The following is a 23,685-nucleotide window of genomic DNA, read 5'->3' on the forward strand; positions in this document are numbered from 1 at the left end:
CGTGGTGGTTTTGCCATGGCCAACGCGGGACCCGCCGTGGCGTTCCCCATCATGCGCCGCGATCAATCGTGCGGGGTGGTGCTTTCCGCCTCGTCCACGGCCTGCTCGCTGCCCAGGCCATGGCGCAGCAGCATCGGGATCTGGGCAAAGGTGAACAGGAACGACAGCGCGCTCACGCCCCACAGCTTGGCCGAAAGCCAGCCGTCGAACGACAGCGTGTGGCGCAGCACTTCGTTGAGCGCGGCCAGGAACAGGAAGAACCACGCCCAGTTGCGCGACAGCTTGCGCCAGCCGGCCTCGTCCAGCCCGTCGAACGCGCTTTGCAGCAGCAGGCGCAGCACTGCCTTGCCGCGCGCCAGGCCAATGAACAGGCCGGCGGCAAACAGCAGGTAGATCACCGTGGGCTTGATCTGGATCCAGAACGGATCGCCCAGGAACACGGTAAGCGTGCCAAAGCCCAGGATCAGCGTGGTCGACAGCCACAGCATGGGCGAAACCTTGCCCAGGCGCCATTTCGACACGATCAGCGCGGCCACCGTGGCGGCCATGAACACGACCGTGCTCTTGGTGATTGCCACCACCGCGCCCACGCCCGAATCCGCGCTCTTGTCCGGGCTGAAATGGCGATAGGCGAGGAAGAACACCAGCAAGGGGCCGTAATCGACCGCCAGGTTCACCCAGGATGATTTGGGTTTGCCCGTCTGGTGCTTGTGCTGTCCCGCGTTCATTGAAACACCCCCGCAATCACCTTGGCCACCAGATCGGGATCGAACGGGCGAAGGTCATCAATGGTTTCACCCACGCCGATGGCATGGATCGGCAGGCCATATTGTTCGGCCGCCGCCACCAGCACGCCGCCGCGCGCGGTGCCATCGAGCTTGGTCATGATCAGGCCCGAAACGCCCGCCACATCCTTGAAGATTTCAATCTGCTGAAGCGCGTTCTGCCCGTTGGTGGCATCGAGCACCAGCACCACGTCGTGCGGGGCTTCCGGGTTGAGGCGGCCGAGCACGCGGCGGACCTTGGCCAGCTCGTCCATCAGTTCGCGCTTGTTGTGCAGGCGCCCGGCGGTGTCGACGATCAGCACGTCGGTGCCCCGGTCGGTGGCAGCCTTGACCGCATCGAACACGATCGAGGCCGGATCGCCCCCTTCCGGCCCGGTGACGATCGGCACGCCCAGCCGGTCTGCCCAGACTTTCAGCTGGCCGATGGCGGCGGCGCGGAATGTGTCGCCGGCCGCCAGCATCACCGAATAGTCGAGTTCCTGGAACAAGTGCGCCAGCTTGGCGATCGTGGTGGTCTTGCCCGAACCGTTGACGCCGATCACCAGGATTACCTGGGGGCGGGGGAAGGCAACGATATCGAGGGGCTTGGCCACCGGGCGCAGGATCGCGGCGATTTCCTCGGCCACGGCGGCGCGCAGGGCGGCATCGTCCAGCCCGCCATCGAACCGGGCGGCGGCCAGAGTCTTGCGGATGCGGGCCGCCGCGCGCGGGCCCAGGTCCGACATGATCAGCGCATCCTCGATCTCGTCGAGCTGCGCATCGGTGAGGCGGGTGGCGCCACCCAGGCCCGCGAGGTTGCCGGCCAGCCGTTCCGACGTCTTGCGCAGCCCGCCTACCAGGCGTTCCGACCAGCTGTCGCTACTCATGCCAGCATTCCTTCTTCGATTCTTTCGGGTGTCAGCGTCACCAGGCTGCCAGGCGGCGTGCCGGCAGGCAGGCGATAGGGCGCGAAATCCGGGCCATGGCCGGTGCCGTCGCGTTCGGCAAGCACTTGTGCGGGGCGCCCGACCAGGCCTTGCAGCCAGGCCTGGCGCGCATGGGCGACCGCGGCGCGCAGTTGCGCGGCCCGCTCGCGCACCAGCGGTGGCGAGACCTGGGGCATGCGCGCGGCGGGCGTGCCGGGGCGGGGCGAATAGGGAAAGACGTGGCCGTGAACGATCTGCGCCTGTGTCACGATGGAGAGGTTGTCGGCATGCATCGCTTCGTCTTCGGTGGGAAAGCCGGCGATCAGGTCTGCGCCGATGGCCATGTCCGGGCGGTGGCGCCGCAGCGTTTCCACCAGGTCCAGCGCCTGGGCGCGGGTATGGCGGCGCTTCATCCGCTTGAGCACCATGTCTGCCCCCGATTGCAGCGAGAGGTGCACATGCGGCATCACGCGCGGCTCATGGCACAGCAGATCGAGCAGCAGCGGATCGATCTCCACCCCATCGACCGAGGACAGGCGCAGCCGGGGCAGGGCGGGGAAGGCGCGCAGGATCGCCGCGACCAGATCGCCCAGGCGCGCGGGGATCGGCAGGTCGGCGCCCCAGCTCGTCAGGTCCACGCCGGTCAGCACCACTTCGGCCACGCCATGGGCCAGGTGCCCGGCCACGGTCTCCAGCACTTGCGCGACAGGCGCAGAACGGCTGGCGCCGCGCCCGGCGGGAATGATGCAGAACGTACAGGCATGGTCGCAGCCGTTCTGCACCGCCACGAAAGCGCGGGTGTGGCGTTCCGATGGCGCCACGGGCAGCGCGGGGGCAGGGACCTGCCAGCGGGCGGGATCGAGCTTGGCAGTGTTTTCCACCACGCCGTCCACTTCGTCCATCGCGGCAAAACCGGCCGGGTCGATCGTCGCGGCGCAGCCTGTCACCAGCAGCCGCGCCTCGGGATGGTCGCGGCGCAGGCGGCGCACCGCGCGGCGCGACTGGCGCACGGCTTCGGCCGTGACGGCGCAGGAATTGACCACGACGGTGGGCGTTGCGGCGCTGGCCAGCAGGCCGCGAATCGCCTCGCTTTCCGAAAGGTTCATCCGGCAGCCGAGCGTGACGACTTCGGGGGCGGCAGGCGCGGACACGTCAGGTCTCAGAGCGGGTAGAGCGCGTCGTCGAAAGCGCCTTCGAAGCTGGTGGTGGCCGGGCCGGTCATGGTGATGGAGCCGCCTTCGGGCCAATCGATGCGCAAGGCGCCACCCGGCAGCGTGACCGCCACGCTGCGGCCCACCAGCTTGCGCCGCATGGCGGCCACCGCCGTGGCGCAGGCGCCGGTGCCGCAGGCGCGGGTCAGCCCGGCGCCGCGTTCCCACACGCGCAGCGCGAGGTGATCGGGGCCGATCAGGCTCGCCACGTTGACATTGACGCGTTCGGGAAAGACCGGGTCATGCTCGATGATCGGGCCCAGGCGCGCCAGGTCCACCGCGCTTGCATCGGGCACGAAGAACACCGCATGGGGGTTGCCGACATTGACCGCAACCGGGTTTTCGAGCGCTTCCCAACCCAGCGGCATGGCCAGCGTGTCCATCGCATAGGCCAGGGGAATCGCGTCCCAGTCAAAGCGGGGGGCGCCCATGTCCACGGCGATGCCCGCATCGGTGGCCTGTGCTTCGATCAGGCCGCCGCCGGTTTCGATGCGCGTGCGGCCAGCGCGCTCGGCTCCCAGCAGCAGGCCCACGGCGCGGCTGGCATTGCCGCAGGCACCCACTTCGCTGCCATCGGGATTGAAAATGCGCATCTTCACGTCGGCCTGGGCAGAAGGCTCCAGCACGATCAACTGGTCGCAGCCGATGCCGGTGTGGCGGTCGGCCAGGCCGCGCGCGCGGGCGGGCGAAAGCGGCAGAGGCGTTTCGCGCGCGTCGATCACCACGAAATCGTTGCCCAGGCCGTGCATCTTGAGGAAGGGAATGCGCATGGGGCGCGATCTAGGCGCCAACGGGCCTTGGCGCAATGGTTCAGCCGTTGGCGGCGCGATCCTGCGCGGGGGCGATGTCTGCCGTATCATGGCCGGTAACCAGCAGATCCTCGGCCGCCAGGGCCGTGCGCACGGTCTGCGCGTCCTGCGGCTGGCCATAGAGGAAGCCCTGGCCCTTGAACGAGCCAAGCTTGCGCAGTTCTTCGAGCACGCCTTCGCTTTCGATCCCTTCGGCCGTGAGCGGAAGGTCGAGCCCCTGGCCCAGCGACGTGATCGCGGCCACGATGGTTGCGCTGTCCTTGCAACGATCGAGCGTGGAGACGAAGCTGCGGTCGATCTTGATGCGGTCGAACGGCAGCGAGCGCAATTGCGCGATCGAACTGTAGCCGGTGCCGAAATCGTCGAGGCTAAGGCGAATGCCCTGGTTCTTGAGGCTGGCCACCAGCGAGCGGACCAGCGGCAGGTTTTCGTGCAGGCAGGTCTCGGTGATTTCCACGTCCAGCCGATGCGGCGGGAAATTCGCTTCTACCAGCAGCTTGAGCAGGCGCTGCGCGAACCATGGATCGCGCAGTTGCAGGGGCGAGACATTGACCGAAAGGGTGAGCGAGGCGTCCCAATCGCGCGCGTGGGCCAAGGCCTGGCGAATGAGCGATTCGGACAGTTCGGCAATCACGCCGATTTCCTCGGCCACGGGGATGAACACATCGGGCGCGATCAGCCCGTGGCGCGGCGATTGCCAGCGGGCGAGCATTTCGAAGCCGGTCAGGCGGCCGGTGTCGATATCGATCTGCTTTTCGTAATAGGGCACGAATTCGCCCCGCGCGATGCCCTCGCGAATGCCGCTTTCCAGTTCGGCGCGAAAGCGCAGTTCCTTTTCCATCGCCGGGTCGAACCAGCAGAACCGGTTCCGCCCGCTGCTTTTGGCCTGGTACATCGCCAGGTCGGCGTGGTGTTGCAGGCGCGCGGCCGCGATTGCATCGTCGGTGCCGGCAGGAATGGTGGCCCCGTCGCTGCGGGCAAGGCCGATCGAACCGGAAATCTCCACCTCGCACTCGGCCAGCACCACCGGCTCGGCCAGGGCGGCGTTGAGTTGCTCGGCAATCTGCTCCACCACGCCTGCGCGCGCCGGATCGAATCGCATGGCGCAGGTGAATTCGTCGCCGCCGATACGGGCGATGATAGCGCCCGAGGGCAGGATCGCGCGCAGCCGGCTGGCCGTTGCCACCAGCACCGCGTCGCCCGTCTGGTGGCCATGCAGATCGTTGGCGCGCTTGAACTTGTCGAGATCGAGCATGAACAGCGCGACGGCATCGCCCTGGACGCGGGCCTCGTGCACCAGGGTCTCGATCGCGCTGTCCAGGCTGCGGCGGTTGAGGCAGCCCGTGAGCGGATCGGTGAAGGCCAGGGTGCGGGCGGTTTCTTCGGCGCGGCGGCGTTCGCGCACTTCGCCGGTCAGTTCGACATAGCGGCGCCAGCCGAAGATGATCAGCGCGATGTTGAGCAGCAAGGCATTGGCCAGGATCGAATCGACACTGGCGCCGCCGAACAGCACGTGGCGCACGGTGCTGGTCAGCACGGCCGAACCCGATCCGACGAACAGGATGATGGCGGCGGTGATGATGCCCAGGGCAACGATGTCGCGCTCGGCGCGGGCAATTCCGGGCTGCGGGGTTGCGGTCGTGCCGCTGTCGAGTGCCGCGCTTGCCATGCCGTTACCTGCCGTATTCCCCCGGGGCTGCCGATGAAGCCCCCCATTGACCGATCCCGGGAATCTACGTGCGGCAGGTTGAAATATTGGTTAAGGTCTCGGCAGTGGCGCATTTGCGGGCGTTTGGGCCGGGCCGGGGTTGCAATCGGACGGGCGCGCGGGTAAGGGCGGCGCTCTGCAAGGGCCGGGAATCGCCGGCACTGATGCGGATTCGTTTTGTACGCCCCCTGATGGATGGCGCACGCTGGTCGGCGAGGTTTCGCCCACCGGCGTTTTTCGCGTTATCGGCTGGTGGCGTGCGGCTTGGCAATGGAGCAGCGCGTGTTCGACAGTCTTTCCGACCGGCTTGGCGGCGTATTCGACCGCCTGCGCGGACGCGGCGCGCTTTCCGAAGACGATGTGCGTGGCGCGATGCGCGAAGTGCGCATTGCCCTGCTGGAGGCCGACGTGGCCCTGCCGGTGGTGCGCCGCTTCGTCGACCGCGTCACCGAAGAGGCCGTGGGCCAGTCGGTGCTCAAGTCGGTCACGCCTGGCCAGCAGGTCGTCAAGATCGTCAACGATGCCCTGGTCGAGATGCTGGGCAGCGAGGCGGCCGATCTCGATCTGGCGGCCACACCGCCGGTGGTGATCATGATGGTCGGTCTGCAGGGTTCGGGCAAGACCACCAGCACCGCCAAGATCGGCAAGCTGATCAAGGAAAAGCGCGGCAAGAAGGTGCTGATGGCGTCGCTCGACGTCAATCGCCCGGCCGCGCAGGAACAGTTGAAGGTGTTGGGCGAGCAGGCCGGGGTGGCCACGCTGCCGATCGTGCCGGGCCAGTCGCCGGTGGAAATCGCCACCCGCGCGATGAACGCGGCCAAGCTCCAGGCCGTGGACGTGCTGCTGCTCGACACCGCCGGGCGCCTCCACGTCGATGCCGCGCTGATGGACGAGATGAAGGCCGTGGCCGCCGTCTCCACCCCGCGCGAAACGCTGCTGGTGGTCGATTCGCTGACCGGCCAGGACGCGGTCAACGTCGCCCAGGCCTTTGCCGGCGAAGTGGACCTGACTGGCGTGGTGCTCACCCGCATGGACGGCGATGCACGCGGTGGCGCGGCGCTGTCGATGCGCGCCGTCACCGGCAAGCCGATCAAGTTTGCCGCGACGGGTGAAAAGCTCGACGCGATCGAGCAGTTCCAGCCCGAACGCGTGGCCGGCCGCATCCTGGGCATGGGCGATATCGTCTCGATCGTCGAAAAGGCGGCCGCGACGATCAAGCAGGACGAAGCCGAACGGCTCGCCGCGCGCATGGCCAAGGGCCAGTTCGACATGAACGACCTGCGCAGCCAGTTGCAGCAGATGCAGCGCATGGGCGGCCTGGGTGCGCTCGCGGGGCTGATGCCGGGCATGAAGAAGGCCAAGGCGGCGATGGCCCAGTCCGGCATGGACGACAAGGTTCTGCTGCACATGGACGCGATCATCGGCTCGATGACGGTCAAGGAACGCGCCAAGCCCGAATTGCTCAATGCCAAGCGCAAGATCCGCGTGGCCAAGGGTTCGGGCACCACGGTGCAGGACGTCAACAAGCTTCTGAAGATGCACATGGAAATGGCCAAGGCCATGAAGCAGATCAAGAAGATGGGCGGCCTCAAGGGGCTGGGCGCGCTGTTCGGCAAGGGTGGCCTGGGCGCCGCCATGCCGGGGCTGGACCAGCAGGGCGGCGGCATCGGCGGTCTGGGTGGCGGCATGGGTGGCATGGGCGGCGGCCTTGGTGGCCTGCCCGGCCTTGGCAGCGGCGGATTGCCCGCCAACCTGGGTGACCTGCTCAAGAAGAAATGATTTTTCCGTTATTTTCAGTTTAGTCGAAAGGTAGTCGAATGTCTGTTTCTCTGCGTCTGTCGCGTGGCGGTTCCAAGAAGCGCCCCTATTACAAGATCGTTGCGTCGAACAGCCGCGCCCCGCGCGATGGCAAGTATCTGGAGCAGGTGGGCACCTACAACCCGCTGCTCGCCAAGGACGCTGCTGATCGCGTGCGCCTGGTCGAAGACCGCGTGCGTTACTGGCTTGGCGTTGGCGCCCAGCCGACCGACCGCGTTGCCCGCCTGCTCGACAAGGCCGGCATCAAGGAACGCACCCCCACCAACAACCCCAAGGCTGGCGAACCCGGCAAGAAGGCCAAGGAACGCGCCGAAGACAAGGCTGAAAAGGCCGCTGCTGCTGCTGAAGCCGCGGCTGCTGCCAACGCGCCTGCCGAATCCGCCGAAGCCTGAGGCGATTAGAGCGGCATGACGCACGATCGACCGGTCACGCTGGCGGCCATCGCCGGCGCCCATGGCGTGGCCGGCGAAGTGCGCCTCAAGCTGTTTGGAGAAGGCGTGGCGGCGTTGAAGGCCTACAAGGCGTTCAACGGCGGCACCCTGACCCTGGAAAAGCTGCGTGACGACGGCAAGGGCGGGGCGATTGCCCGCTTTGCCGAAGTGACCACGCGCAACGCGGCGGAAGCCTTGCGCAGCACGGCGCTGACCGTGCCGCGCTCGGCCCTGCCGCCACTCGCCGATGGCGAGTATTACCACGCCGACCTGATCGGCCTGCCCGCCCATTCCACCGACGGCACCGTGCTCGGCACTTGCGTGGGCGTGGACAATTACGGCGCGGGCGACGTGCTCGATATCGAGCGACCCGATGGCAAGCGCTTCATGGTGCCCATGCGGGCGGAAGCGGTTCCGGAATGGAGCCAGGAGCGCCTGTTGATTGACGCGCTTTACGCGGAATAGTATATACGCTCTGTATATACAGGAGCGTGCTAGTGACCGAGCAATTCAAAGCCAAGAGCTTCATGTCCGGCAATTCGGTTGCGCTGCGCCTGCCCAAGGGGCTTGGCGTCGATCCTGGCATCGACTGGACCGTGGAATGGCGGGGCGACGCCTTGGTTTTTCACGCCAAGGATCGGCCTAAGCGCAAGTTCAATATCGACAAGGTCTGGGGCATTGGCGCCGGCCTGGGCCTGGAATTGCGCAAGCCGGAGGATCGGGTGTTCGAACCGAGCCGGCGTGTGTGGGATGACATGCCCGACGAACAGGCATGAAGTATCTGCTCGATACCAATGCCATCATCGTCGCGCTTGAGGCGCGCAGCGAGATGTTGCGTGCTCGCCTTGCCGAATGCGAGGAGGGCGATCTTGCCACATCGGCCATTGTCCACGCGGAAATCCTGCTGGGCATTGAAGCGGGCAAGCCGCCGTTGCGCGAGGTATTGGCCATCTTCTCGGAAGAAGTGCCAGTCTTGGCCTTCGATGCGGCCGCTGCTGAAGCCTATACCCGCGTTCCGTTCCGGCGCGGGAGTTTCGATCGCCTGATTGCGGCCCATGCACTGGCGCTCGATCTGGTGCTGGTCACTGACAACGTGGCCGACTATGCCGACGTGCCGGGGCTAAAGGTCGAGAACTGGGTGCGATAAGGCACGGTTGCCAAGGCCGCTTGGCCACGCCAAGGCCCCTCCACCAGCCTGCGGCTGGTCCCCCTCCCCGTGCCGGGGAGGATCGAGCAGGACTTTTTGCATGACCTTCCACGCTGCCGTTCTCACGCTTTATCCCGAGATGTTTCCCGGGCCGCTGGGGGTGAGCCTGGCCGGGCGCGCGCTGGGGGAGGGCAAGTGGACGCTCGATCCCGTGCAGATCCGCGATTTTGCCGCCGACAAACATCGCACGGTGGACGATACGCCGGCCGGGGGCGGGGCGGGCATGGTATTGCGCGTGGATGTGCTGGCTAAGGCCATCGATCATGCGCGGGGGCTGATGGCGCAAAAGATCCTCCCCGAGGCGGGGAGGGGGACCGCCGACGAAGTCGGTGGTGGAGGGGTCTCTGCGCCTGACGCGGCGCTTGAGGACGCGAACCCCCTCCACCAGCCTGCGGCTGGTCCCCCTCCCCGTGCCGGGGAGGCCATCCCCGTCATCGCCATGACGCCGCGTGGGCGTCCGTTGACGCAGGCGCGGGTGCGCGAGCTGGCGGCGGGGCCGGGCGTCATTGTCGTGTGCGGGCGGTTCGAGGGGTTTGACGAGCGGATTTTCGAAGGCCGCCAGGTGGAGGAAGTCTCGGTGGGAGACATCATCCTGTCCGGAGGCGAATGCGCGGCGCTGATGCTGCTGGATGCTTGCATTCGCCTGCTTCCCGGCGTAATGGGCGCGGCTTCCAGTGGGCATGAAGAGTCGTTCGAAAACGGGCTGCTCGAATATCCCCACTATACCCGCCCCCAGGAATGGGAAGGGCGCACGATCCCGCAAGTGCTGCGATCGGGGGATCATGCTAAGATCGCGGAATGGCGGCAACGCCAATCCGAGGATGACACACGGTTACGCAGGCCGGACCTTTGGGAGCGTCATGTCGACGCTCGGGCCCAGTCTGCCTCTGGCGCGCGGCAAAAAAGTGCAGGACGTTTGAAAAATGAACCTGATTCAGCAGCTTGAAGCTGAAGCCATCGCCGAATTCAAGGCGAAGAAGTCCATTCCCGAATTCCGCGCCGGCGACACCGTCCGCGTGGGCGTGCGCGTTGTCGAAGGCGACCGCACCCGTGTTCAGGCTTATGAAGGCGTGGTGATCGCGCGTTCGAACCGTGGCCTGGGCTCGAACTTCACCGTCCGCAAGATCTCGTTCGGCGAAGGCGTGGAACGCGTGTTCCCGCTCTACTCGCCCAACATCGATTCGATTACCGTCGTCCGTCGGGGCGTGGTGCGTCGTGCGAAGCTGTACTACCTTCGCGGCCGCACCGGCAAAAGCGCCCGTATTGCTGAACGGCGCGATGTGCGCGCCGGCCAGGAAGGCTGAGAAGCCACCGCCGCGACACGGAAATGACCGTAGAAAGGCGTCCTGGCATACCCGCCAGGGCGCCTTTTTGCTTATCGGGAACAGCCTCTTGCCATGCGTTTTCGTCTTCTGCTGCTTTCCGGCGCGCTTGCCTGCGCGCCCGCTTTCGCTCCGTCCGCGCTGGCCGGGGATGCGCCCGTGACCGGTAGCGTGGCCCGCCAGGCCGCCCCGCTCACGCTGGAGCGCGTCTTTGCCAGCCCGTCGCTCAACGGGCCGACCCCGCGCGGCGTGCAGCTTTCGCCCGATGGGCGCTATCTCACGCTGCTCAAGAACCGCGCCGACGATCGCGAGCGGTTCGACTTGTGGGGGTTCGATCGCAAGACGGCCAAGTGGTCGATGCTGGTCGATTCGCTCAAGCTGTCTTCGGGCCGTGTGCTGAGCGAAGCGGAGAAGATGCAGCGCGAGCGCCAGCGCATCGGCGACCTGAAGGGCATCGTCAGCTATGACTGGGCGAGCGACAGCAAGGCCGTGCTGGTGCCCTTGGATGGCGATCTGCTGTTGGCCGGCCTCGATGGCACGGTGCGCAAGATCGCCGGCACGACCGGCGGGGAATTGAACCCTCGCCTGGGCCCTGAAGGGCAGAGCATTGCTTTCGTACGCGATCGTCGCTTGTGGGTGGCCCCGGTCGACGGCAAGAGCGCCCCGCGCGCGATCAGCCCCGAGGAAACGGCAGACACCGTGCACTGGGGCGAGGCGGAGTTCGTGGCCCAGGAAGAACTGGCGCGGATGAACGGCTTCTGGTGGGCGCCCGATGAAAAGCGCCTGGCGGTGGAACGCTTCGACGAGGCAGCGGTGGGCGTGGTGACGCGCGCGGCGATCGGCGCGGATGGCACGCGCACGTTCGACCAGCGCTATCCGGCGGCCGGCGGCGCCAATGCCGATGTTTCGCTGTGGCTGATGGATGCCGATGGCAACCACCGCGTGGCTGTGGACCTGGGCAGCGACAAGGACATCTATCTTGGCCGGGTGGACTGGGCACGCGATGGCAAGACGCTCTATGTCCAGCGGCTGGACCGCGCGCAGACCCGGCTCGACATGCTGGCGGTGGACCCGGCGACGGGCAAGGCGCGTGTTCTCTTTACCGAGCAGGCGCGCGAGAAGAGCTGGATCAACCTGTCGAGCAACTATCGTTTCCTCGATGACGGCAGCCTGATCTGGTGGTCGGAACGCGATGGCTTTGGCCATCTCTACCGCTTCAAGCCAAACGGCGGCGATGCCCAGTGGCAGCAACTGACCAAGGGCGACTGGGCCGTGACCGACCTGGTCGGCGTTGACCAGAAGGCTGGCCGCGTGGTGTTTGCCGCTACCCGCGACGATGTGCTGGCCGGCCAGGTCTATGCCCTCTCGCTCAAGGCGCCCGACAAGATCGAGCGGCTGACCGATGCGGCGTTCGACAACAAGGCGAGCATGGACAGCAAGGGCCAGACCCTGATCGTGACGCGCAGCGCCGATGCGCAGCCGCCGCAATCCTATCTGGCCGATGCCACGGGCAAGCGCCTGGCCTGGATCGAGGAAAACAAGGTGGACGCGGGCCACCCCTATGCGCCGTATCTGGCCGCGCATCGCCCGGCCACGTTCGGCACGATTGCCGCGGCCGATGGCACGCCGTTGCACTACATGATGATCACCCCGCCGCTGGTGCCGGGCAAGCGCTATCCGGTGTTCACCTATCACTATGGCGGCCCCACGGCCAATGTGGTGCACAAGGGTTGGCAGGGCGCCTTGGCCCAGGCGATCGTGGCCAAGGGCTATATCTACTTCGCGCTGGACAATCGCGGATCGGAAAACCGCGGCGTCGATTTCGCCAGCGCGATCTGGCACGCCATGGGCACGGTGGAAGTGGAAGACCAGCTGGCCGGGGCGCAGTGGTTGAAAACGCAGCCCTATGTCGATCCCAAGCGGGTCAGCACGTTTGGCTGGTCCTATGGCGGCTACATGACGGTCAAGATGCTCGAAGCGCATCCCGGCGTCTGGGCGGCGGGCATCGCGGTGGCGCCGGTGACCAAGTGGGAACTGTACGACACCGCCTACACCGAGCGCTACCTGGGCAATCCCAAGCAGGTGCCGGAGGTCTACAAGGCCGCCGGCGCGCTGGAGCGGACCGGGCAGATCCGTGATCCGCTGCTGCTGGTGCACGGGATGGCCGACGACAACGTCGTGTTCGAGAACAGCTCTGCCCTCATCGCCAAGATGCAGGGCGAGGCGGTGCCGTTCGAGATGATGCTCTATCCCGGCTACACCCACCGCATCAGCGGCCCCAAGGTGAGCCAGCATCTCTATGAAACGATGTTCCGCTTCCTCGATCGCAACGGGGCGGGCGCCGGCAAATAAGACGTTTGGGGGGCACAAGCCCCTTTCGCTTGGCTGGTTGGAACCAGCCGCTAAGGAACGGGCGCGCGCAAGGCGCCCGCAAGGGAGTGTAAGTTACCATGGGTTATCGGGTTGTAGTGGTGGGTGCGACGGGCAATGTCGGCCGCGAGATGCTCAACATCCTGGCCGAGCGCGAATTCCCGATCGACGAGATCGCGGCGCTGGCTTCCTCGCGCTCGCACGGCATCGAGATTGATTTTGGTGAAACCGGCAAGAAGCTCAAGGTTCAGAACGTCGAGCATTTCGACTTCACCGGCTGGGACATCGCGCTGTTCGCCGCCGGTTCCGCGCCGACCAAGATCTATGCGCCCAAGGCCGCTTCGCAGGGCTGCGTGGTGATCGACAACTCGTCGCTCTATCGCATGGACCCGGACGTGCCGCTGGTGGTGCCCGAAGTGAACCCCGATGCGATCGACGGCTACAAGGCGCGCAACATCATCGCCAATCCCAACTGCTCCACCGCGCAGATGGTCGTGGCGCTCAAGCCGCTGCACGACAAGGCCAAGATCAAGCGCGTGGTCGTGGCTACCTACCAGTCCGTTTCGGGCGCTGGCAAGGAAGGCATGGACGAGCTGTTCGAACAGAGCCGCGCGATCTTCGTGGGTGACCAGGTGGAACCCAAGAAGTTCACCAAGCAGATCGCGTTCAACGTGATCCCGCACATCGACAGCTTCCTGGACGACGGTTCGACCAAGGAAGAGTGGAAGATGGTGGCCGAAACCAAGAAGATCCTCGATCCCAAGGTGAAGGTGACCGCGACCTGCGTGCGCGTGCCCGTATTCATTGGCCATTCCGAAGCCATCAACCTGGAATTCGAGGAAGAAATCACGGCCATCGAAGCCCAGGACATCCTGCGCGAGGCGCCGGGCGTGATGCTGGTGGATAAGCGCGAAAACGGCGGTTACGTCACTCCGGTGGAATGCGTGGGCGACTACGCCACCTATGTCTCGCGCGTGCGTGAAGATCCGACCGTGGACAGCGGCCTCTCGCTGTGGTGCGTGTCGGACAACCTGCGCAAGGGCGCCGCGCTCAATGCCGTGCAGATTGCCGAACTGCTGGGCCGCCGGCACCTGAAGAAGGGCTGAGCGAGCCGGCTATAGCGGCCGCATGAAAAAGGCCCCGGTATTCCGCTCGGGAATACCGGGGCCTTTTTGTGGGCGTGCCGCGCGTGTTATTGCGTGATGCGCGTGGTCGTGGTCACCGTGCCGGCGGCCGAAGCCGTGCGCACCGGGGTGTGGGTGGTGCGCCGCGCGACCTTCTTGACCGTGACCTTCTTCACCGGCGCGCGGGCAGCGCCCTGCGTGGTGACGGTGGTTTCCACGGTGGCCGGGGCGGGCTGCGGCGTGGTCATCGCCACGGCTGCGGCCTGGCGGGCGGCAGCCGCGTCAGCCGCCGAAGACTGCGCGGCAGCGGTGGCAACGTCGGCGCGCGCGTTGGCGGCATCGGCCTGGTTCTGCGCGGCCTGGGCTTGGGCCTGGGCATCGGCGACGGCGGCGGCCGACTGGCGATCGGCCATTTCGGCCTTGTGCTTCTGCATCATGCCGATCGCGGTGTCGGCGAGCGCGGAGGCGTGGATCGCATCATCGATGGCTTCGGGCTTGTGCCCGGCCGAAAGGTTTTCCTGGGCATGGGCCAGCGCGGCCTTGGCCTGGGCGGTTTCGCCCGGGCGGAACTCGGCCGTGCCGAGCTGCTCGGCCGTGTCGATCTTGGCCTGGGCCGCGGCGATCGCCTGGCGGGCGCGCTCGGCCTTGCCGGCGGCGTGGGCGGGGGCCGAAAAGCCGGCAATCATGGCAGTGGCCGCCAGCAGCGGCAGGGTGATCTTGGTCTTGCTCATCGAACGAACTCCACAATCGGAGGGTGGATAGCGGATGGCCGCATGCGGCCGTGTTGGCGGGGGAACCGCAGGTGCGCGGCTTGCGTTCCGCAGAGCTTTCGCTTTGTCGCCAAAGCCGTGCACCTTGGCGCGATGGTGTGCCCAGACTGCGGCGAAGCGAGCGGGGCGGGGTTGCGTATCGCCCGCGCGAAAGAAAGAATGCCAAGTCTCAAAGTAGAGATTGGGGCGCCAGGCATTGCCGAGATGCCCCCCACGCCAGTATGGCCGCCGATCAAGGGCCACGTTGGTCCTAGTACCTTGTCGGAGGGACAATGCTGGAACACTTCGATGCCCTGCACGCGGTTGCCGGCCTGTTGGTGGGCATTCTCGTGGGCCTGACAGGTGTTGGCGGTGGATCGCTGATGACGCCGATCCTGGTGCTGATCTTCGGGATCAATCCAGGTACGGCCGTGGGCACCGACTTGCTGTTCGCCTCGCTGACCAAAGTCGTCGGTTCGGCCGTGCACGGCAAGCGTGACAGCGTGGACTGGCGCATCGTCGGGCGCCTGGCCATGGGCAGCGTGCCCGCAGCGGTCGTCACGCTGTTGGTCATTTCCAGCTGGGGCAGGCCGCCCGCTTCGGCCAGCAAGATCATGCTCCTCGTGCTGGGCGTGATGCTGATCCTCACCTCGCTCGCCACGCTGTTTCAAAAGCAGATTGCCGCCTTTGCGCAACGCAACGAAAGCGAAGGTGCCGCCGCGGCACGGGCGCCGTGGGCCACTGTGCTGCTGGGCGTGCTGCTGGGCGTGGCAGTCACATTGTCTTCGGTAGGGGCAGGGGCGATCGGGGTGACCGCGCTGCTGCTGCTCTATCCCGGCCTGCGTATCGCGCGCATCGTGGGCAGTGACATTGCCCATGCCGTGCCGCTGACGCTGGTGGCCGGCTTTGGCCACTGGATCATCGGTGACGTGAACCTGCTGCTGCTGGGTGCACTGCTGCTTGGTTCCATCCCCGGCGTTATCATCGGCAGCCTGTTGTCCACCCGCGCGCCCGATCGTATCCTGCGCCCGGCGCTGGCCGCCGTTCTGCTGGTATCGGGAATCAAGTTGCTGAGCTGATGGATACGAAGACGACGTTTTACCAAGGGTTTGGCGGCACGAGCCTGGCGCTGCACGAACTGGGCGAAGGCCGCCCGGTCATCCTGCTGCACGGCCTGTTTTCCTCGGCCCAGGTCAACTGGATCAAGTTCGGCACGGCGGCGCAACTGGCCGCAGCGGGGTTTCGCTGCCTGATGCCCGATCTGCGCGCGCATGGGCAAAGTGCCGCGCCGCATGAAGCAGAAGCCTATCCGCCCGATGTGCTGGCGCGCGATGTGGCGGCGCTGGTCGATGGCTTGGGCCTGGAAGACTTCGATCTCGTCGGCTTTTCGCTGGGCGCGCGCACCGCGGCGCGCAGCGTGATCGCCGGTCTTGCCCCGCGCAAGCTTGTCCTGGCGGGCATGGGGCTGGAAGGGCTGGCCGGATGGAACCAGCGCCTGGCCTTTTTCCGCAAGGTGATCGATGGCTTCGGCACGTTCCGCCACGGCGATCCGGAATATCTGTCGCAGCAGTTCCTGAAAACCAGCGGGGTGGATCGCGTGGCGGTGCGCCAGTTGATCGGCGCGATGGAAGACACCGACCCGGCCGCACTGGTGGCGATCGCCATGCCCACGCTGGTGCTGTGCGGCGATCAGGACAACGACAACGGCAGTGCCGACAAGCTGGCGCAGGCGCTGCCCAATGCCCGCCGCGCGACGATCCCCGGCACGCACATGGGCTGCGTCACCCGGCCTGAACTGGGCGCGGAACTGGTTTCATTCCTCACCACTTCGGCTTGACCTGAGGGCATTTGGGCGGCACCCCATGGCGCATGGCCGGGCGGCAAGCCCGCCCACCCCTGCAGGGAGTGCCCCATTCATGAAAACCCTCGTTTCCACCGTGGCGCTGGTTGCGGCCGCGCTCGCCGCGCCGGCGGCCCTGGCTGCACCAGCCGCAACGCCCGCAGACGTCGATGCCTGGCTGGCCCAGGCGGACAAGGCCTATGCCGATCAGACCGTCACTTCGGGCCGCGCCGAGTGGGTCTATGAAACCTATATCACCGACGATACCGCCCAGATCACCGCCGATGGCGGCGCGACGATGAGCAAGCTGCAGGTGGCCCAGGCCAAGCAGGCGGCCGAATTTGCCAAAGTGCCCGGCCTTTCGCCCGAAACGCTGCGCAAGCTGACGATGATCCGCACCCAGATCACCAGCCCGGCGCCGTCCACCCCGGGCGCGGCGGAGCAGTTCTCGGCGCTGCAGGCGCGCATCCAGGGCATCTATGGCAAGGGTCATGGCACGCTGCGCGGCCAGCCGATCAACGGCAGCGACATCGAGGAAGCGATGGCCACCGACCGCAATCCCGAAGAGCTGAAGGAAATGTGGCTGTCCTGGCACGACAGCGTCGGCACGCCGATGAAGGCGGACTATGCCAAGATGGTCGACATTGCCAATGCCGGCGCGCGCGAGCTGGGCTATGCCGACACCGGCGCGCTGTGGCGCGCGAACTATGACATGAGCCCGGACCAGTTTGCCGCGCTGACCGAAAAGGTCTGGGGCGAAGTGCGCCCGCTTTACCAGCAACTGCACTGCTATGTGCGTGGCAAGCTCAACGCCAAGTATGGCGACGGCGTGCAGCCGAAGAAGGGCCCGATCCGTGCGGATCTGCTGGGCAATATGTGGGCCCAGGAATGGGGTGGCATCTATGACGTGGTAGCGCCGCAGGGCGCGGGCGACATCGGCTATGACTTGACCGGCCTGCTCAAGGACAAGGGCTATGACCCGCTCAAGATGGTCAAGACCGGGGAGGGGTTCTACACCTCGCTGGGCTTCCAGCCGCTGCCCGCCACGTTCTGGCAGCGTTCGCAATTCACCAAGCCGCGCGACCGCGACGTGGTGTGCCATGCCTCGGCCTGGGATCTCGACAATGTCGACGACCTGCGCATCAAGATGTGCATCAAGGTGGACGCGTCGGACTTCGTGACGATCCACCACGAACTGGGCCACAACTTCTACCAGCGCGCCTATAATGCCCAGCCTTCGCGCTGGTACATGGAAGGCGCCAACGACGGCTTCCACGAGGCGATCGGCGATACCATGGCGCTGTCGATCACGCCCGATTACCTGGTAAAGCTTGGCCTGCTCGATCCGGCCAAGGTGCCGGGGCCGGACAAGGACATCGGCCTCCTGCTGCGCCAGGCGATGGACAAGGTGGCGTTCCTGCCGTTCGGCCTGCTGATCGACCGCTGGCGCTGGGGTGTGTTCTCGGGCCAGATCACGCCCGACAACTACGAAAAGGCCTGGAACGACATGCGCCTGCAATACCAGGGTGTGGTGCCGCCGGGGCCGCGCGGCGCCGATGCCTTTGACCCAGGGGCCAAGTACCATGTGCCCGCGGGTGTGCCCTATACCCGCTATTTCCTGGCGCGGATCCTGCAGTTCCAGTTCTATGAAGCGGCCTGCAAGGAAGCCGGCTGGAAAGGCCCGCTGCACCGCTGCAGCTTCTATGGCAATCCCAAGGTGGGCGCCAAGCTTGACGCCATGCTCAAGATGGGTGCGTCCAAGCCCTGGCCCGATGCGCTGCAAGTGTTCACCGGCACGCGCGAGATGAGCGGCGGGGCAATGCTGCGCTATTTCGCGCCGCTTTCGGCCTGGCTGAAAAAGCAGAACGCGGGCGCCGATTGCGGCTGGTAATTCTTGCGCCGCAACATGGCCACCAAGGCCTGAGACGAGGCCGGATTCTTGAGGAATCCGGCCTCTTTTCTTGTGCAACGCACTCTAAGCTACCGATTTCACTGGGTGAATTTCAGCGCTTGCCAGGCTGGGGCGAGTGTGAGACGCTTTCTTCAACAAACAAGAACACGATTGTTGAGGATGCTGGGGATGGAATTCAAACTTCCCGCCATTGCCTGCGCTGTTGTTGGCGGCATCTTGCTGGCCACGGCGCCCTGCGCCCAGGCGGAAACGGTTTCGGCGATGACGCCGGCCAGCGTCGTCACCGCGCTCAAGGCGCAAGGCTATCAGGCCAGCCTGGGCGAGGATTCCTCGGGCGATCCGCTGGTCACGGCCGATATCGGCGGCTGGCGATCGCAAGTGGTGTTCTATGATTGCAACGAGGTGACCCATGGCGGTTGCCAGTCGCTGCAATTTTCCAGCAGCTTCCATCCCGAACGCCCGTTCGACGCGGAAAAGGCCGTGGCTTTCGTCAACGCCAACCGATTCGGCGCGGTTTCGGTGGCGGCAGACAAGTCGGTCACCGTGTCATGGGACGTGATCACCGGCAGTGGCATCGATACCTCGGTCTTTGCCATGGTGGTCAAATCCTATCGCATGGCGCTCGATTCGATCGGCAGCGAAGTGTTCCCCACCAGCGGCCATCCGCAACTGGCCAGCGCCGCGCGCTGAGGCTGGAGGGGCCCAAATTCCATCCGGGCCCCTCGCCGACATCTTACCGGAACGGCGGCTCGTTGAAGGCGCGCAGCTTGCGGCTGTGCAGGCGGTCGCCCTCGGCGCGCAACAGGGCGCAGGCGGTCGTGCCGATTTCCAGGTGGGCGGCGATCGCCTCTTCGTAGAACCGGTTGGCCTGGCCGGGCAGCTTGATCTCGCCATGCAGCGGCTTGTCGGACACGCACAGCAGCGTGCCGTAGGGCACGCGGAAGCGATAGCCTTGCGCGGCGATCGTGGCGCTTTCCATGTCGATCCCCACCGCGCGGCTCAGGCTGAGGCGGCGGGCGGAATGGGCATAGCGCAGTTCCCAGTTGCGATCGTCGGTGGTGACGATCGTGCCGGTGCGCATGCGGGTCTTGAGGTCCGCCCCGCCGCTGCCGCTCACCACTTCGGCCGCCTGGGCCAGCGCCACCTGCACTTCGGCAATGGCCGGCACGGGAATTTCGGGCGGCAGCACATCGTCCAGCACGTGATCGTCGCGCAGGTAGGCGTGGGCCAGCACATAGTCGCCGATCTTCTGGGTGGGGCGCAGGCCGCCGCAGTGGCCGATCATCAGCCACGCTTCGGGGCGCAGCACGGCCAGGTGGTCGCAGATCGTCTTGGCGTTGGACGGGCCGACGCCGATGTTGACCAGCGTGATGCCCGAGCGATCAGGCCGGATCAGGTGATAGGCCGGCATCTGGTGGCGGCGCCAGGCGGTGTCGGACAGCCGCTCGCGCGCGTGGGCGGTGTGGGCATCCAGCGCCAGGCCACCCGCGCCGGTCAGCGCCACGAAATCGTCCTGGCCCAGCTGGCGGCCCGCCCAGTCAACGAATTCGTCGACATAGCGGTGGTAGTTGGTGAACAGGATGTAGCGCTGGAAATCGGCCGGGTTGGTGCCGGTGTAATGCGCCAGGCGCGCCAGGCTGAAATCGGTGCGCAGCCCGTCGAACAGCGCAAGCGGCGCGGGCCCGGCCCCGCCATCCAGGCTGGCGTCGAGCGCGTCGGCAATCTCGTCACCGATGTGCGCCAGGTCGGTGGTGGGGAAGTGCTTGGCCAGTTCGTTGGGCGAAACCGTGCCAAAGCCCAGCGTGCCATCGACCACGTAGGGAAACGGGATTTCCTGGGTCGAGGCGGCCACTTCCAGCGTGACTTCGTAATCGACCATCAACAGGCCGAGCTGCTCTTCCAGGTAGGCGGCAAAGAGCGCGGGGCGGGTGATGGTGGTGGCATAGCTGCCCGGCCGGGTCAGGCGGCCAAACGCGCGGCCGGCGGCGGTGCCGTGGCTGACCCCGGCAAAATGCAGGCGCAGTTCGGGATAGCAATAGGCCCCGGCCTGGCGCGCGGCCGGATCGGGCAGCGTGCCATCGGCGATGTAGCGGGCAATATCGGCCCGCAGCCGCGCGCAGGCCGCGTCGTGGCGGGCGGCGAGTTCGGCAATGATGGCAGCGGGGGAGGTGGCGGTGAAAGTGTCGCTTGCGTTCATGATCTTGGTTTAAAGCATCGTGCGAAAAAGTGGGAACCGGTTTTTCGCAAAAACGATGCGGCCAAAAAAACGCCGCACGATGACAGCGCAAGGGCAGCGGCTTTCCAACGGGAACGGCAACAAAAAAGGGCGCCCCGCGAGGGACGCCCTTTTTGCGATGCCGGATCGGCCGCGAAGAAATCAGGCTTGCGCCTCGCCTTCTTCAAGCAGGTCGGTCGGGATTTCGCCCGGTTCGGCATTGGGATCGTAGTCTTCGGTGAAACCGCCGGTGTCGCCTTCGAACATGGCGTCGATCACGTCGACACCCTTCGACTGCAGTTCGGCCTCATCGGTCGAACGGGCCACGTTCACCTTGACGTTGACCGACACTTCGGGGTGCAGCGAAACGCGCACGTCGAAGACGCCGATGGTCTTGATCGGGCGTTCGAGCACGATCATCGACTTGGAAACCTTGGCGCCGGTGGTGACCAGGGCGTCGACGATGTCGCGCACCGAAACCGAACCATAGAGCTGGCCGGAGTTGGACGAGGCGCGGATGAGCACCACTTCCTTGCCTTCCACCGAGCCGGCTTCGCCCTTGGCTTCTTCGCGGCGGGCCGCGTTTTCAGCTTCGATGCGGGCGCGGTTGGCTTCGAAAACCTTGCGGTTCGCGTCGTTGGCGCGCAGGGCCTTCTTGTTGGGCAGCAGGAAGTTACGGGCGTAACCGTCCTTGACGGAGACTTCGTCACCGATGAAGCCGAGCTTCTCGATGCGCTCGAGCAGGATGATCTGCATGGCTGGCGCTCCTTACTTCACGATGTAGGGCAGGAGGCCGATGTGCCGGGCGCGCTTGATCGCCTGGCTCAGCTCACGCTGCTTCTTGGCCGAAACGGCGGTGATGCGCGACGGGACGATCTTGCCACGTTCGGACATGAAGCCCTGAAGCAGGCGCACGTCCTTGTAGTCGATCTTCGGGGCGTTCTTGCCCGAGAACGGGCAGCTCTTGCGGCGACGGAAAAACGGACGAGCCATGGCTTATTCCCCTTCGCGTTCGCGACGACGGCTGCGTTCGCGGTCGTTCTTGCGCATCATGACCGACGGGCCGGCTTCGTGTTCGTCCACGCGCACGGTCATGTAACGGATGACGTCTTCGTTGATCGCGGTCTGGCGTTCCAGCTCGGCCACGACGCCCGCGGGGGCTTCGATGTTGAGCATCACGAAGTGCGCCTTGCGATTCTTCTGGATCTTGTAGGCCAGCGAGCGCAGGCCCCAGGTTTCGGTCTTGGTGACCTTGCCCTGGTTCGATTCCACGATTTCGGTGGCGGTGGCAGCAAGCGCATCGACCTGAGACTGGCTCAGATCCTGGCGCGCCAGAAAGACATGCTCGTAAAGCGGCATGCTTCGCGTCCTTTATCTAGTCTAACCGATCGCTGGCTTGTCCGCGGGATTGCGGGGCCCCTCCGGCTTTCTTCGGGTTCCCATGCGCGATTCGCGTCAAGGGAACGTGGCCCTTAGCCGTTTGGCGGGCGAATGCAAGCCTGTCAGCCGCGCAAGGGCGGGGCATCGGCGCGCTGGCGCGGCGCCACGCGCTGCCCGCCGAACACCAGCGCCAGCACCGGAATGCGACGCACCACCAGGAAGACCAGGATCGAGAGGCCCAGCACCAGGGCAGACAGCGCGGCCCATTGCATCGTCGGGAACGGCCAGTCGGCAGCGCCCAGGCGCGCAACGGCCAGGATCACCAGCATGGTCACGGTCATGTGGAACAGGTAGATCGCCATGGCGCCATCGACCAGGAACGAGACCGCGCGGCTGGGCCGGTCGAACAGGTGGGCCAGCACGCGGAACACCACCAAGGCCATGGCATAAGTCAGCGCGCAGGCCAGCGCGCCATCGATCACGCGCAAAAGCGGCGTGGGATCGGCTTCCCAGCCCAGATGCGGGCGCACCAGCGGATCGAGCAGGAAATGCCCGATCATCAGCGGCGGCACGGCCAGCCAGGGCCAGCGCCCCTCGAACGCGAACAGGCGGTCTGCCAGCTTGAGCCGCCAACCCAGCGCGCCGATGACGAAAGCCGGCAGGTATTGGAAATAGCGCAGCAGCAGTTCCTGGCCGATCACCGCTTCGTTGTCCTGCAGGCCCAGCACTTGCCCCATCCAGGCCAGCCCCGCGCCCCAGGCGGCCAGCGCCACCAGGGGCACCGGCCATGTCCCGCGATCAAGGCCGAGCAGCGGGCGCCACAGGCGATCGGGCACGAATGCGCGCGCCGGGCGCAAGGCATACGTGAGGACAAAGCCCAGCAGCACGACGAGGAACCACAAGTGTTCCACCGCCAGGGGCCAGCCATAGAGACCCGGTGCCCAGGCCGGTGAAAGCATGACTTTGAGATGGTACTGGATCACCGCCAGGCTGGCGAGGCTGGCCACCAGCGGCAGGGCCACGCGCACCATCCGGTCGGCCAGCCACGACAGGCGCCCGCGCCGGGTGCTGGCCATGCCGGAAAAATAGCCGGCCAGGATGAAGAACGCCGACATGCGGAACGAATGGATGAACGAAAGCCCGACGCCGAGCACCGGATTGGCCATCCACATGGGCAGGCCGGGCGACAGGATCATCGTGGCCGTGGTGCCGACGTGAAACGGAATCCCCAGCAGGAGCAGCACGGCCCGCGCGGCATCGAGATGGTGGAGGCGTTGCGGCATCACGCGGGATCAACCGGCAGGGCAGGGAAGCGGGGCAGGGGCCATGGCCCGCCCGTAACCGCATGGGCCGCGCGCGTCCATGGTCAAGCGTTTGCCTGCGCCCAATTGCCTGTGCCTCGCGGTGGACCGGCCGCCTGCGCTCAGGCCGCCTCGGCGGCGCCGGTATCGGTGGCCGTCGCGGCAGCGCGCGGGCGGCCCATGGCCATGCGGCGGTGATGCCCCACCGCAAAATCGCTGACCAGCGCGGCAAACACGGTTTCGTGCAAGGGGTGGTCGAATTCCAGGCCCGAGGTCATCGGCTCGGACCAGGCAACGAACGCCAGCTTGGGCTTGAGGCCGGGCAGCATGAGCATGATCGGCTCGCCGATGCGCTGCTTTTCCAGCCCTTCGATCCGCGCGCCATAGGGCGTGAGATCCTTGAGCATGACCGTGGCGCGCACCAGCCCGTGCTTTACCCGCACCGGCAGTTCCACCCCGATGCGGGGAAAACGGCGCGCTTCGGCGCCAGTGGCGGCGGCGGTCATGCCGGGGCCGCCCTCGCGCGGGCCGGATTCGTCCAATTCCTGCTTGCGAAACATGATGTTCTCCGCTGGCCAATGCCTTTTGCCACGGAAGA

General features: G+C 66.1%; 25 protein-coding genes. 13 read left to right on the top strand and 12 right to left on the bottom strand.

What is annotated here, in order from left to right:
- Positions 1-62 precede the first annotated feature (62 nt).
- The 5 genes from FHT19_RS16460 to FHT19_RS16480 are packed head-to-tail and all read right to left on the bottom strand — an operon-like array spanning position 63 to position 5,379.
- Positions 63-728 carry an inner membrane-spanning protein YciB gene (locus FHT19_RS16460; RefSeq protein WP_168556719.1) on the bottom strand — a complete coding sequence of 222 codons (666 nt, stop codon included), beginning with the start codon at positions 726-728 and terminating at the stop codon, positions 63-65.
- Positions 725-1,651 (bottom strand): signal recognition particle-docking protein FtsY, encoded by a 927-nt coding sequence (gene ftsY, locus FHT19_RS16465; RefSeq protein ID WP_168556720.1) that lies wholly within the window; start codon positions 1,649-1,651, stop codon positions 725-727. The genes FHT19_RS16460 and ftsY overlap by 4 nt, the downstream gene beginning before the upstream one ends.
- Positions 1,648-2,841 carry a MiaB/RimO family radical SAM methylthiotransferase gene (locus tag FHT19_RS16470; protein WP_348981798.1) on the bottom strand — a complete coding sequence of 398 codons (1,194 nt, stop codon included), beginning with the start codon at positions 2,839-2,841 and terminating at the stop codon, positions 1,648-1,650. The genes ftsY and FHT19_RS16470 overlap by 4 nt, the downstream gene beginning before the upstream one ends.
- An 8-nt stretch (positions 2,842-2,849) precedes the next feature.
- Complete coding sequence (gene dapF / locus FHT19_RS16475) at positions 2,850-3,671, bottom strand: diaminopimelate epimerase (protein WP_169475954.1); 822 nt, start codon at positions 3,669-3,671, stop codon at positions 2,850-2,852.
- 40 nt (positions 3,672-3,711) lie between these two features.
- Complete coding sequence (locus FHT19_RS16480) at positions 3,712-5,379, bottom strand: EAL domain-containing protein (RefSeq protein ID WP_169475955.1); 1,668 nt, start codon at positions 5,377-5,379, stop codon at positions 3,712-3,714.
- 321 nt (positions 5,380-5,700) lie between these two features.
- On the opposite strand from FHT19_RS16480, the gene ffh reads away from it, so the two are divergent.
- From ffh to FHT19_RS16525, 9 genes are all read left to right on the top strand, one after another.
- A complete protein-coding gene (ffh, locus tag FHT19_RS16485; RefSeq protein WP_169476179.1) occupies positions 5,701-7,197 on the top strand; it encodes a signal recognition particle protein in 1,497 nt (498 codons plus the stop codon).
- A gap of 38 nt (positions 7,198-7,235) precedes the next feature.
- Positions 7,236-7,628, top strand: coding sequence for a 30S ribosomal protein S16 (rpsP, locus tag FHT19_RS16490; RefSeq protein WP_169475956.1), 393 nt, complete (start codon positions 7,236-7,238; stop codon positions 7,626-7,628).
- A gap of 15 nt (positions 7,629-7,643) precedes the next feature.
- A complete protein-coding gene (gene rimM / locus FHT19_RS16495) occupies positions 7,644-8,132 on the top strand; it encodes a ribosome maturation factor RimM (RefSeq protein WP_169475957.1) in 489 nt (162 codons plus the stop codon).
- 32 nt (positions 8,133-8,164) lie between these two features.
- Entirely contained in the window at positions 8,165-8,443 is a 279-nt protein-coding gene (locus FHT19_RS16500) for a hypothetical protein (RefSeq protein ID WP_169475958.1), read from the top strand.
- On the top strand, positions 8,440-8,814 hold the full coding sequence (locus FHT19_RS16505) for a type II toxin-antitoxin system VapC family toxin (RefSeq protein ID WP_169475959.1): 375 nt from the start codon (positions 8,440-8,442) through the stop codon (positions 8,812-8,814). The genes FHT19_RS16500 and FHT19_RS16505 overlap by 4 nt, the downstream gene beginning before the upstream one ends.
- A 100-nt stretch (positions 8,815-8,914) precedes the next feature.
- Complete coding sequence (gene trmD / locus FHT19_RS16510) at positions 8,915-9,820, top strand: tRNA (guanosine(37)-N1)-methyltransferase TrmD (RefSeq protein WP_169475960.1); 906 nt, start codon at positions 8,915-8,917, stop codon at positions 9,818-9,820.
- The gene (rplS, locus tag FHT19_RS16515; protein ID WP_168556730.1) at positions 9,798-10,178 is read left to right on the top strand and encodes a 50S ribosomal protein L19; all 381 of its coding nucleotides are present in this window, start codon (positions 9,798-9,800) and stop codon (positions 10,176-10,178) included. The genes trmD and rplS overlap by 23 nt, the downstream gene beginning before the upstream one ends.
- 93 nt (positions 10,179-10,271) lie before the next feature.
- On the top strand, positions 10,272-12,548 hold the full coding sequence (locus FHT19_RS16520; RefSeq protein WP_169475961.1) for a S9 family peptidase: 2,277 nt from the start codon (positions 10,272-10,274) through the stop codon (positions 12,546-12,548).
- A 98-nt stretch (positions 12,549-12,646) separates the two neighbouring features.
- Positions 12,647-13,672, top strand: coding sequence for an aspartate-semialdehyde dehydrogenase (locus FHT19_RS16525; protein ID WP_169475962.1), 1,026 nt, complete (start codon positions 12,647-12,649; stop codon positions 13,670-13,672).
- Between the two features lie 86 nt (positions 13,673-13,758).
- Here FHT19_RS16525 and FHT19_RS16530 read toward each other — a convergent pair whose 3' ends face one another.
- Entirely contained in the window at positions 13,759-14,421 is a 663-nt protein-coding gene (locus tag FHT19_RS16530) for a hypothetical protein (RefSeq protein ID WP_168556733.1), read from the bottom strand.
- Positions 14,422-14,732: 311 nt separating this feature from the next.
- Here FHT19_RS16530 and FHT19_RS16535 point away from each other — a divergent pair, with 311 nt between their 5' ends.
- The 4 genes from FHT19_RS16535 (at position 14,733) to FHT19_RS16550 (ending at position 18,881) form a co-directional block, all read left to right on the top strand.
- On the top strand, positions 14,733-15,518 hold the full coding sequence (locus FHT19_RS16535; RefSeq protein WP_169475963.1) for a sulfite exporter TauE/SafE family protein: 786 nt from the start codon (positions 14,733-14,735) through the stop codon (positions 15,516-15,518).
- Positions 15,518-16,276 carry an alpha/beta hydrolase gene (locus tag FHT19_RS16540; RefSeq protein WP_169475964.1) on the top strand — a complete coding sequence of 253 codons (759 nt, stop codon included), beginning with the start codon at positions 15,518-15,520 and terminating at the stop codon, positions 16,274-16,276. Before FHT19_RS16535 ends, FHT19_RS16540 begins: the two co-directional genes overlap by 1 nt.
- A gap of 79 nt (positions 16,277-16,355) precedes the next feature.
- Positions 16,356-18,170, top strand: coding sequence for a M2 family metallopeptidase (locus FHT19_RS16545; RefSeq protein ID WP_169475965.1), 1,815 nt, complete (start codon positions 16,356-16,358; stop codon positions 18,168-18,170).
- 189 nt (positions 18,171-18,359) lie between these two features.
- Complete coding sequence (locus tag FHT19_RS16550) at positions 18,360-18,881, top strand: YbjN domain-containing protein (protein WP_169475966.1); 522 nt, start codon at positions 18,360-18,362, stop codon at positions 18,879-18,881.
- 43 nt (positions 18,882-18,924) lie between these two features.
- On the opposite strand, the gene FHT19_RS16555 is transcribed toward FHT19_RS16550, so the two are convergent.
- The 6 genes from FHT19_RS16555 to FHT19_RS24285 all read right to left on the bottom strand — a co-directional run bounded on the left by FHT19_RS16555 (position 18,925) and on the right by FHT19_RS24285 (position 23,647).
- A complete protein-coding gene (locus tag FHT19_RS16555; RefSeq protein WP_168556738.1) occupies positions 18,925-20,388 on the bottom strand; it encodes an AMP nucleosidase in 1,464 nt (487 codons plus the stop codon).
- A gap of 180 nt (positions 20,389-20,568) precedes the next feature.
- On the bottom strand, positions 20,569-21,162 hold the full coding sequence (gene rplI / locus FHT19_RS16560) for a 50S ribosomal protein L9 (protein ID WP_169475967.1): 594 nt from the start codon (positions 21,160-21,162) through the stop codon (positions 20,569-20,571).
- Between the two features lie 12 nt (positions 21,163-21,174).
- A complete protein-coding gene (gene rpsR, locus FHT19_RS16565) occupies positions 21,175-21,399 on the bottom strand; it encodes a 30S ribosomal protein S18 (RefSeq protein WP_011445073.1) in 225 nt (74 codons plus the stop codon).
- Positions 21,400-21,402: 3 nt separating this feature from the next.
- Positions 21,403-21,765, bottom strand: coding sequence for a 30S ribosomal protein S6 (gene rpsF / locus FHT19_RS16570; protein WP_168556740.1), 363 nt, complete (start codon positions 21,763-21,765; stop codon positions 21,403-21,405).
- A gap of 143 nt (positions 21,766-21,908) precedes the next feature.
- A complete protein-coding gene (locus tag FHT19_RS16575; protein ID WP_169475968.1) occupies positions 21,909-23,069 on the bottom strand; it encodes an acyltransferase family protein in 1,161 nt (386 codons plus the stop codon).
- 140 nt (positions 23,070-23,209) lie between these two features.
- Positions 23,210-23,647, bottom strand: a complete 438-nt coding sequence (locus FHT19_RS24285) for a PilZ domain-containing protein (protein ID WP_211184995.1) — start codon at positions 23,645-23,647, stop codon at positions 23,210-23,212.
- Positions 23,648-23,685 lie beyond the last annotated feature (38 nt).

The organism is Novosphingobium sp. SG919, from assembly GCF_012932495.1.
In the GTDB taxonomy this organism is placed as follows: Bacteria; Pseudomonadota; Alphaproteobacteria; order Sphingomonadales; family Sphingomonadaceae; genus Novosphingobium; species Novosphingobium rhizosphaerae.

Excerpts from the sequence above, each read along its gene's own strand:
- rplI (WP_169475967.1), bottom strand. The coding sequence starts at position 21,162 with ATGCAGATCATCCTGCTCGAGCGCATCGAGAAGCTCGGCTTCATCGGT.
- trmD (WP_169475960.1), top strand. The coding sequence starts at position 8,915 with ATGACCTTCCACGCTGCCGTTCTCACGCTTTATCCCGAGATGTTTCCC.
- rpsR (WP_011445073.1), bottom strand. The coding sequence starts at position 21,399 with ATGGCTCGTCCGTTTTTCCGTCGCCGCAAGAGCTGCCCGTTCTCGGGC.
- rpsF (WP_168556740.1), bottom strand. The coding sequence starts at position 21,765 with ATGCCGCTTTACGAGCATGTCTTTCTGGCGCGCCAGGATCTGAGCCAG.
- FHT19_RS16480 (WP_169475955.1), bottom strand. The coding sequence starts at position 5,379 with ATGGCAAGCGCGGCACTCGACAGCGGCACGACCGCAACCCCGCAGCCC.
- FHT19_RS16545 (WP_169475965.1), top strand. The coding sequence starts at position 16,356 with ATGAAAACCCTCGTTTCCACCGTGGCGCTGGTTGCGGCCGCGCTCGCC.
- FHT19_RS16555 (WP_168556738.1), bottom strand. The coding sequence starts at position 20,388 with ATGAACGCAAGCGACACTTTCACCGCCACCTCCCCCGCTGCCATCATT.
- FHT19_RS16575 (WP_169475968.1), bottom strand. The coding sequence starts at position 23,069 with ATGCCGCAACGCCTCCACCATCTCGATGCCGCGCGGGCCGTGCTGCTC.
- FHT19_RS16550 (WP_169475966.1), top strand. The coding sequence starts at position 18,360 with ATGGAATTCAAACTTCCCGCCATTGCCTGCGCTGTTGTTGGCGGCATC.
- rplS (WP_168556730.1), top strand. The coding sequence starts at position 9,798 with ATGAACCTGATTCAGCAGCTTGAAGCTGAAGCCATCGCCGAATTCAAG.
- FHT19_RS16525 (WP_169475962.1), top strand. The coding sequence starts at position 12,647 with ATGGGTTATCGGGTTGTAGTGGTGGGTGCGACGGGCAATGTCGGCCGC.
- rpsP (WP_169475956.1), top strand. The coding sequence starts at position 7,236 with ATGTCTGTTTCTCTGCGTCTGTCGCGTGGCGGTTCCAAGAAGCGCCCC.
- FHT19_RS16530 (WP_168556733.1), bottom strand. The coding sequence starts at position 14,421 with ATGAGCAAGACCAAGATCACCCTGCCGCTGCTGGCGGCCACTGCCATG.
- FHT19_RS16520 (WP_169475961.1), top strand. The coding sequence starts at position 10,272 with ATGCGTTTTCGTCTTCTGCTGCTTTCCGGCGCGCTTGCCTGCGCGCCC.
- FHT19_RS24285 (WP_211184995.1), bottom strand. The coding sequence starts at position 23,647 with ATGTTTCGCAAGCAGGAATTGGACGAATCCGGCCCGCGCGAGGGCGGC.
- FHT19_RS16535 (WP_169475963.1), top strand. The coding sequence starts at position 14,733 with ATGCTGGAACACTTCGATGCCCTGCACGCGGTTGCCGGCCTGTTGGTG.
- FHT19_RS16505 (WP_169475959.1), top strand. The coding sequence starts at position 8,440 with ATGAAGTATCTGCTCGATACCAATGCCATCATCGTCGCGCTTGAGGCG.
- rimM (WP_169475957.1), top strand. The coding sequence starts at position 7,644 with ATGACGCACGATCGACCGGTCACGCTGGCGGCCATCGCCGGCGCCCAT.
- ftsY (WP_168556720.1), bottom strand. The coding sequence starts at position 1,651 with ATGAGTAGCGACAGCTGGTCGGAACGCCTGGTAGGCGGGCTGCGCAAG.
- FHT19_RS16460 (WP_168556719.1), bottom strand. The coding sequence starts at position 728 with ATGAACGCGGGACAGCACAAGCACCAGACGGGCAAACCCAAATCATCC.
- dapF (WP_169475954.1), bottom strand. The coding sequence starts at position 3,671 with ATGCGCATTCCCTTCCTCAAGATGCACGGCCTGGGCAACGATTTCGTG.
- FHT19_RS16540 (WP_169475964.1), top strand. The coding sequence starts at position 15,518 with ATGGATACGAAGACGACGTTTTACCAAGGGTTTGGCGGCACGAGCCTG.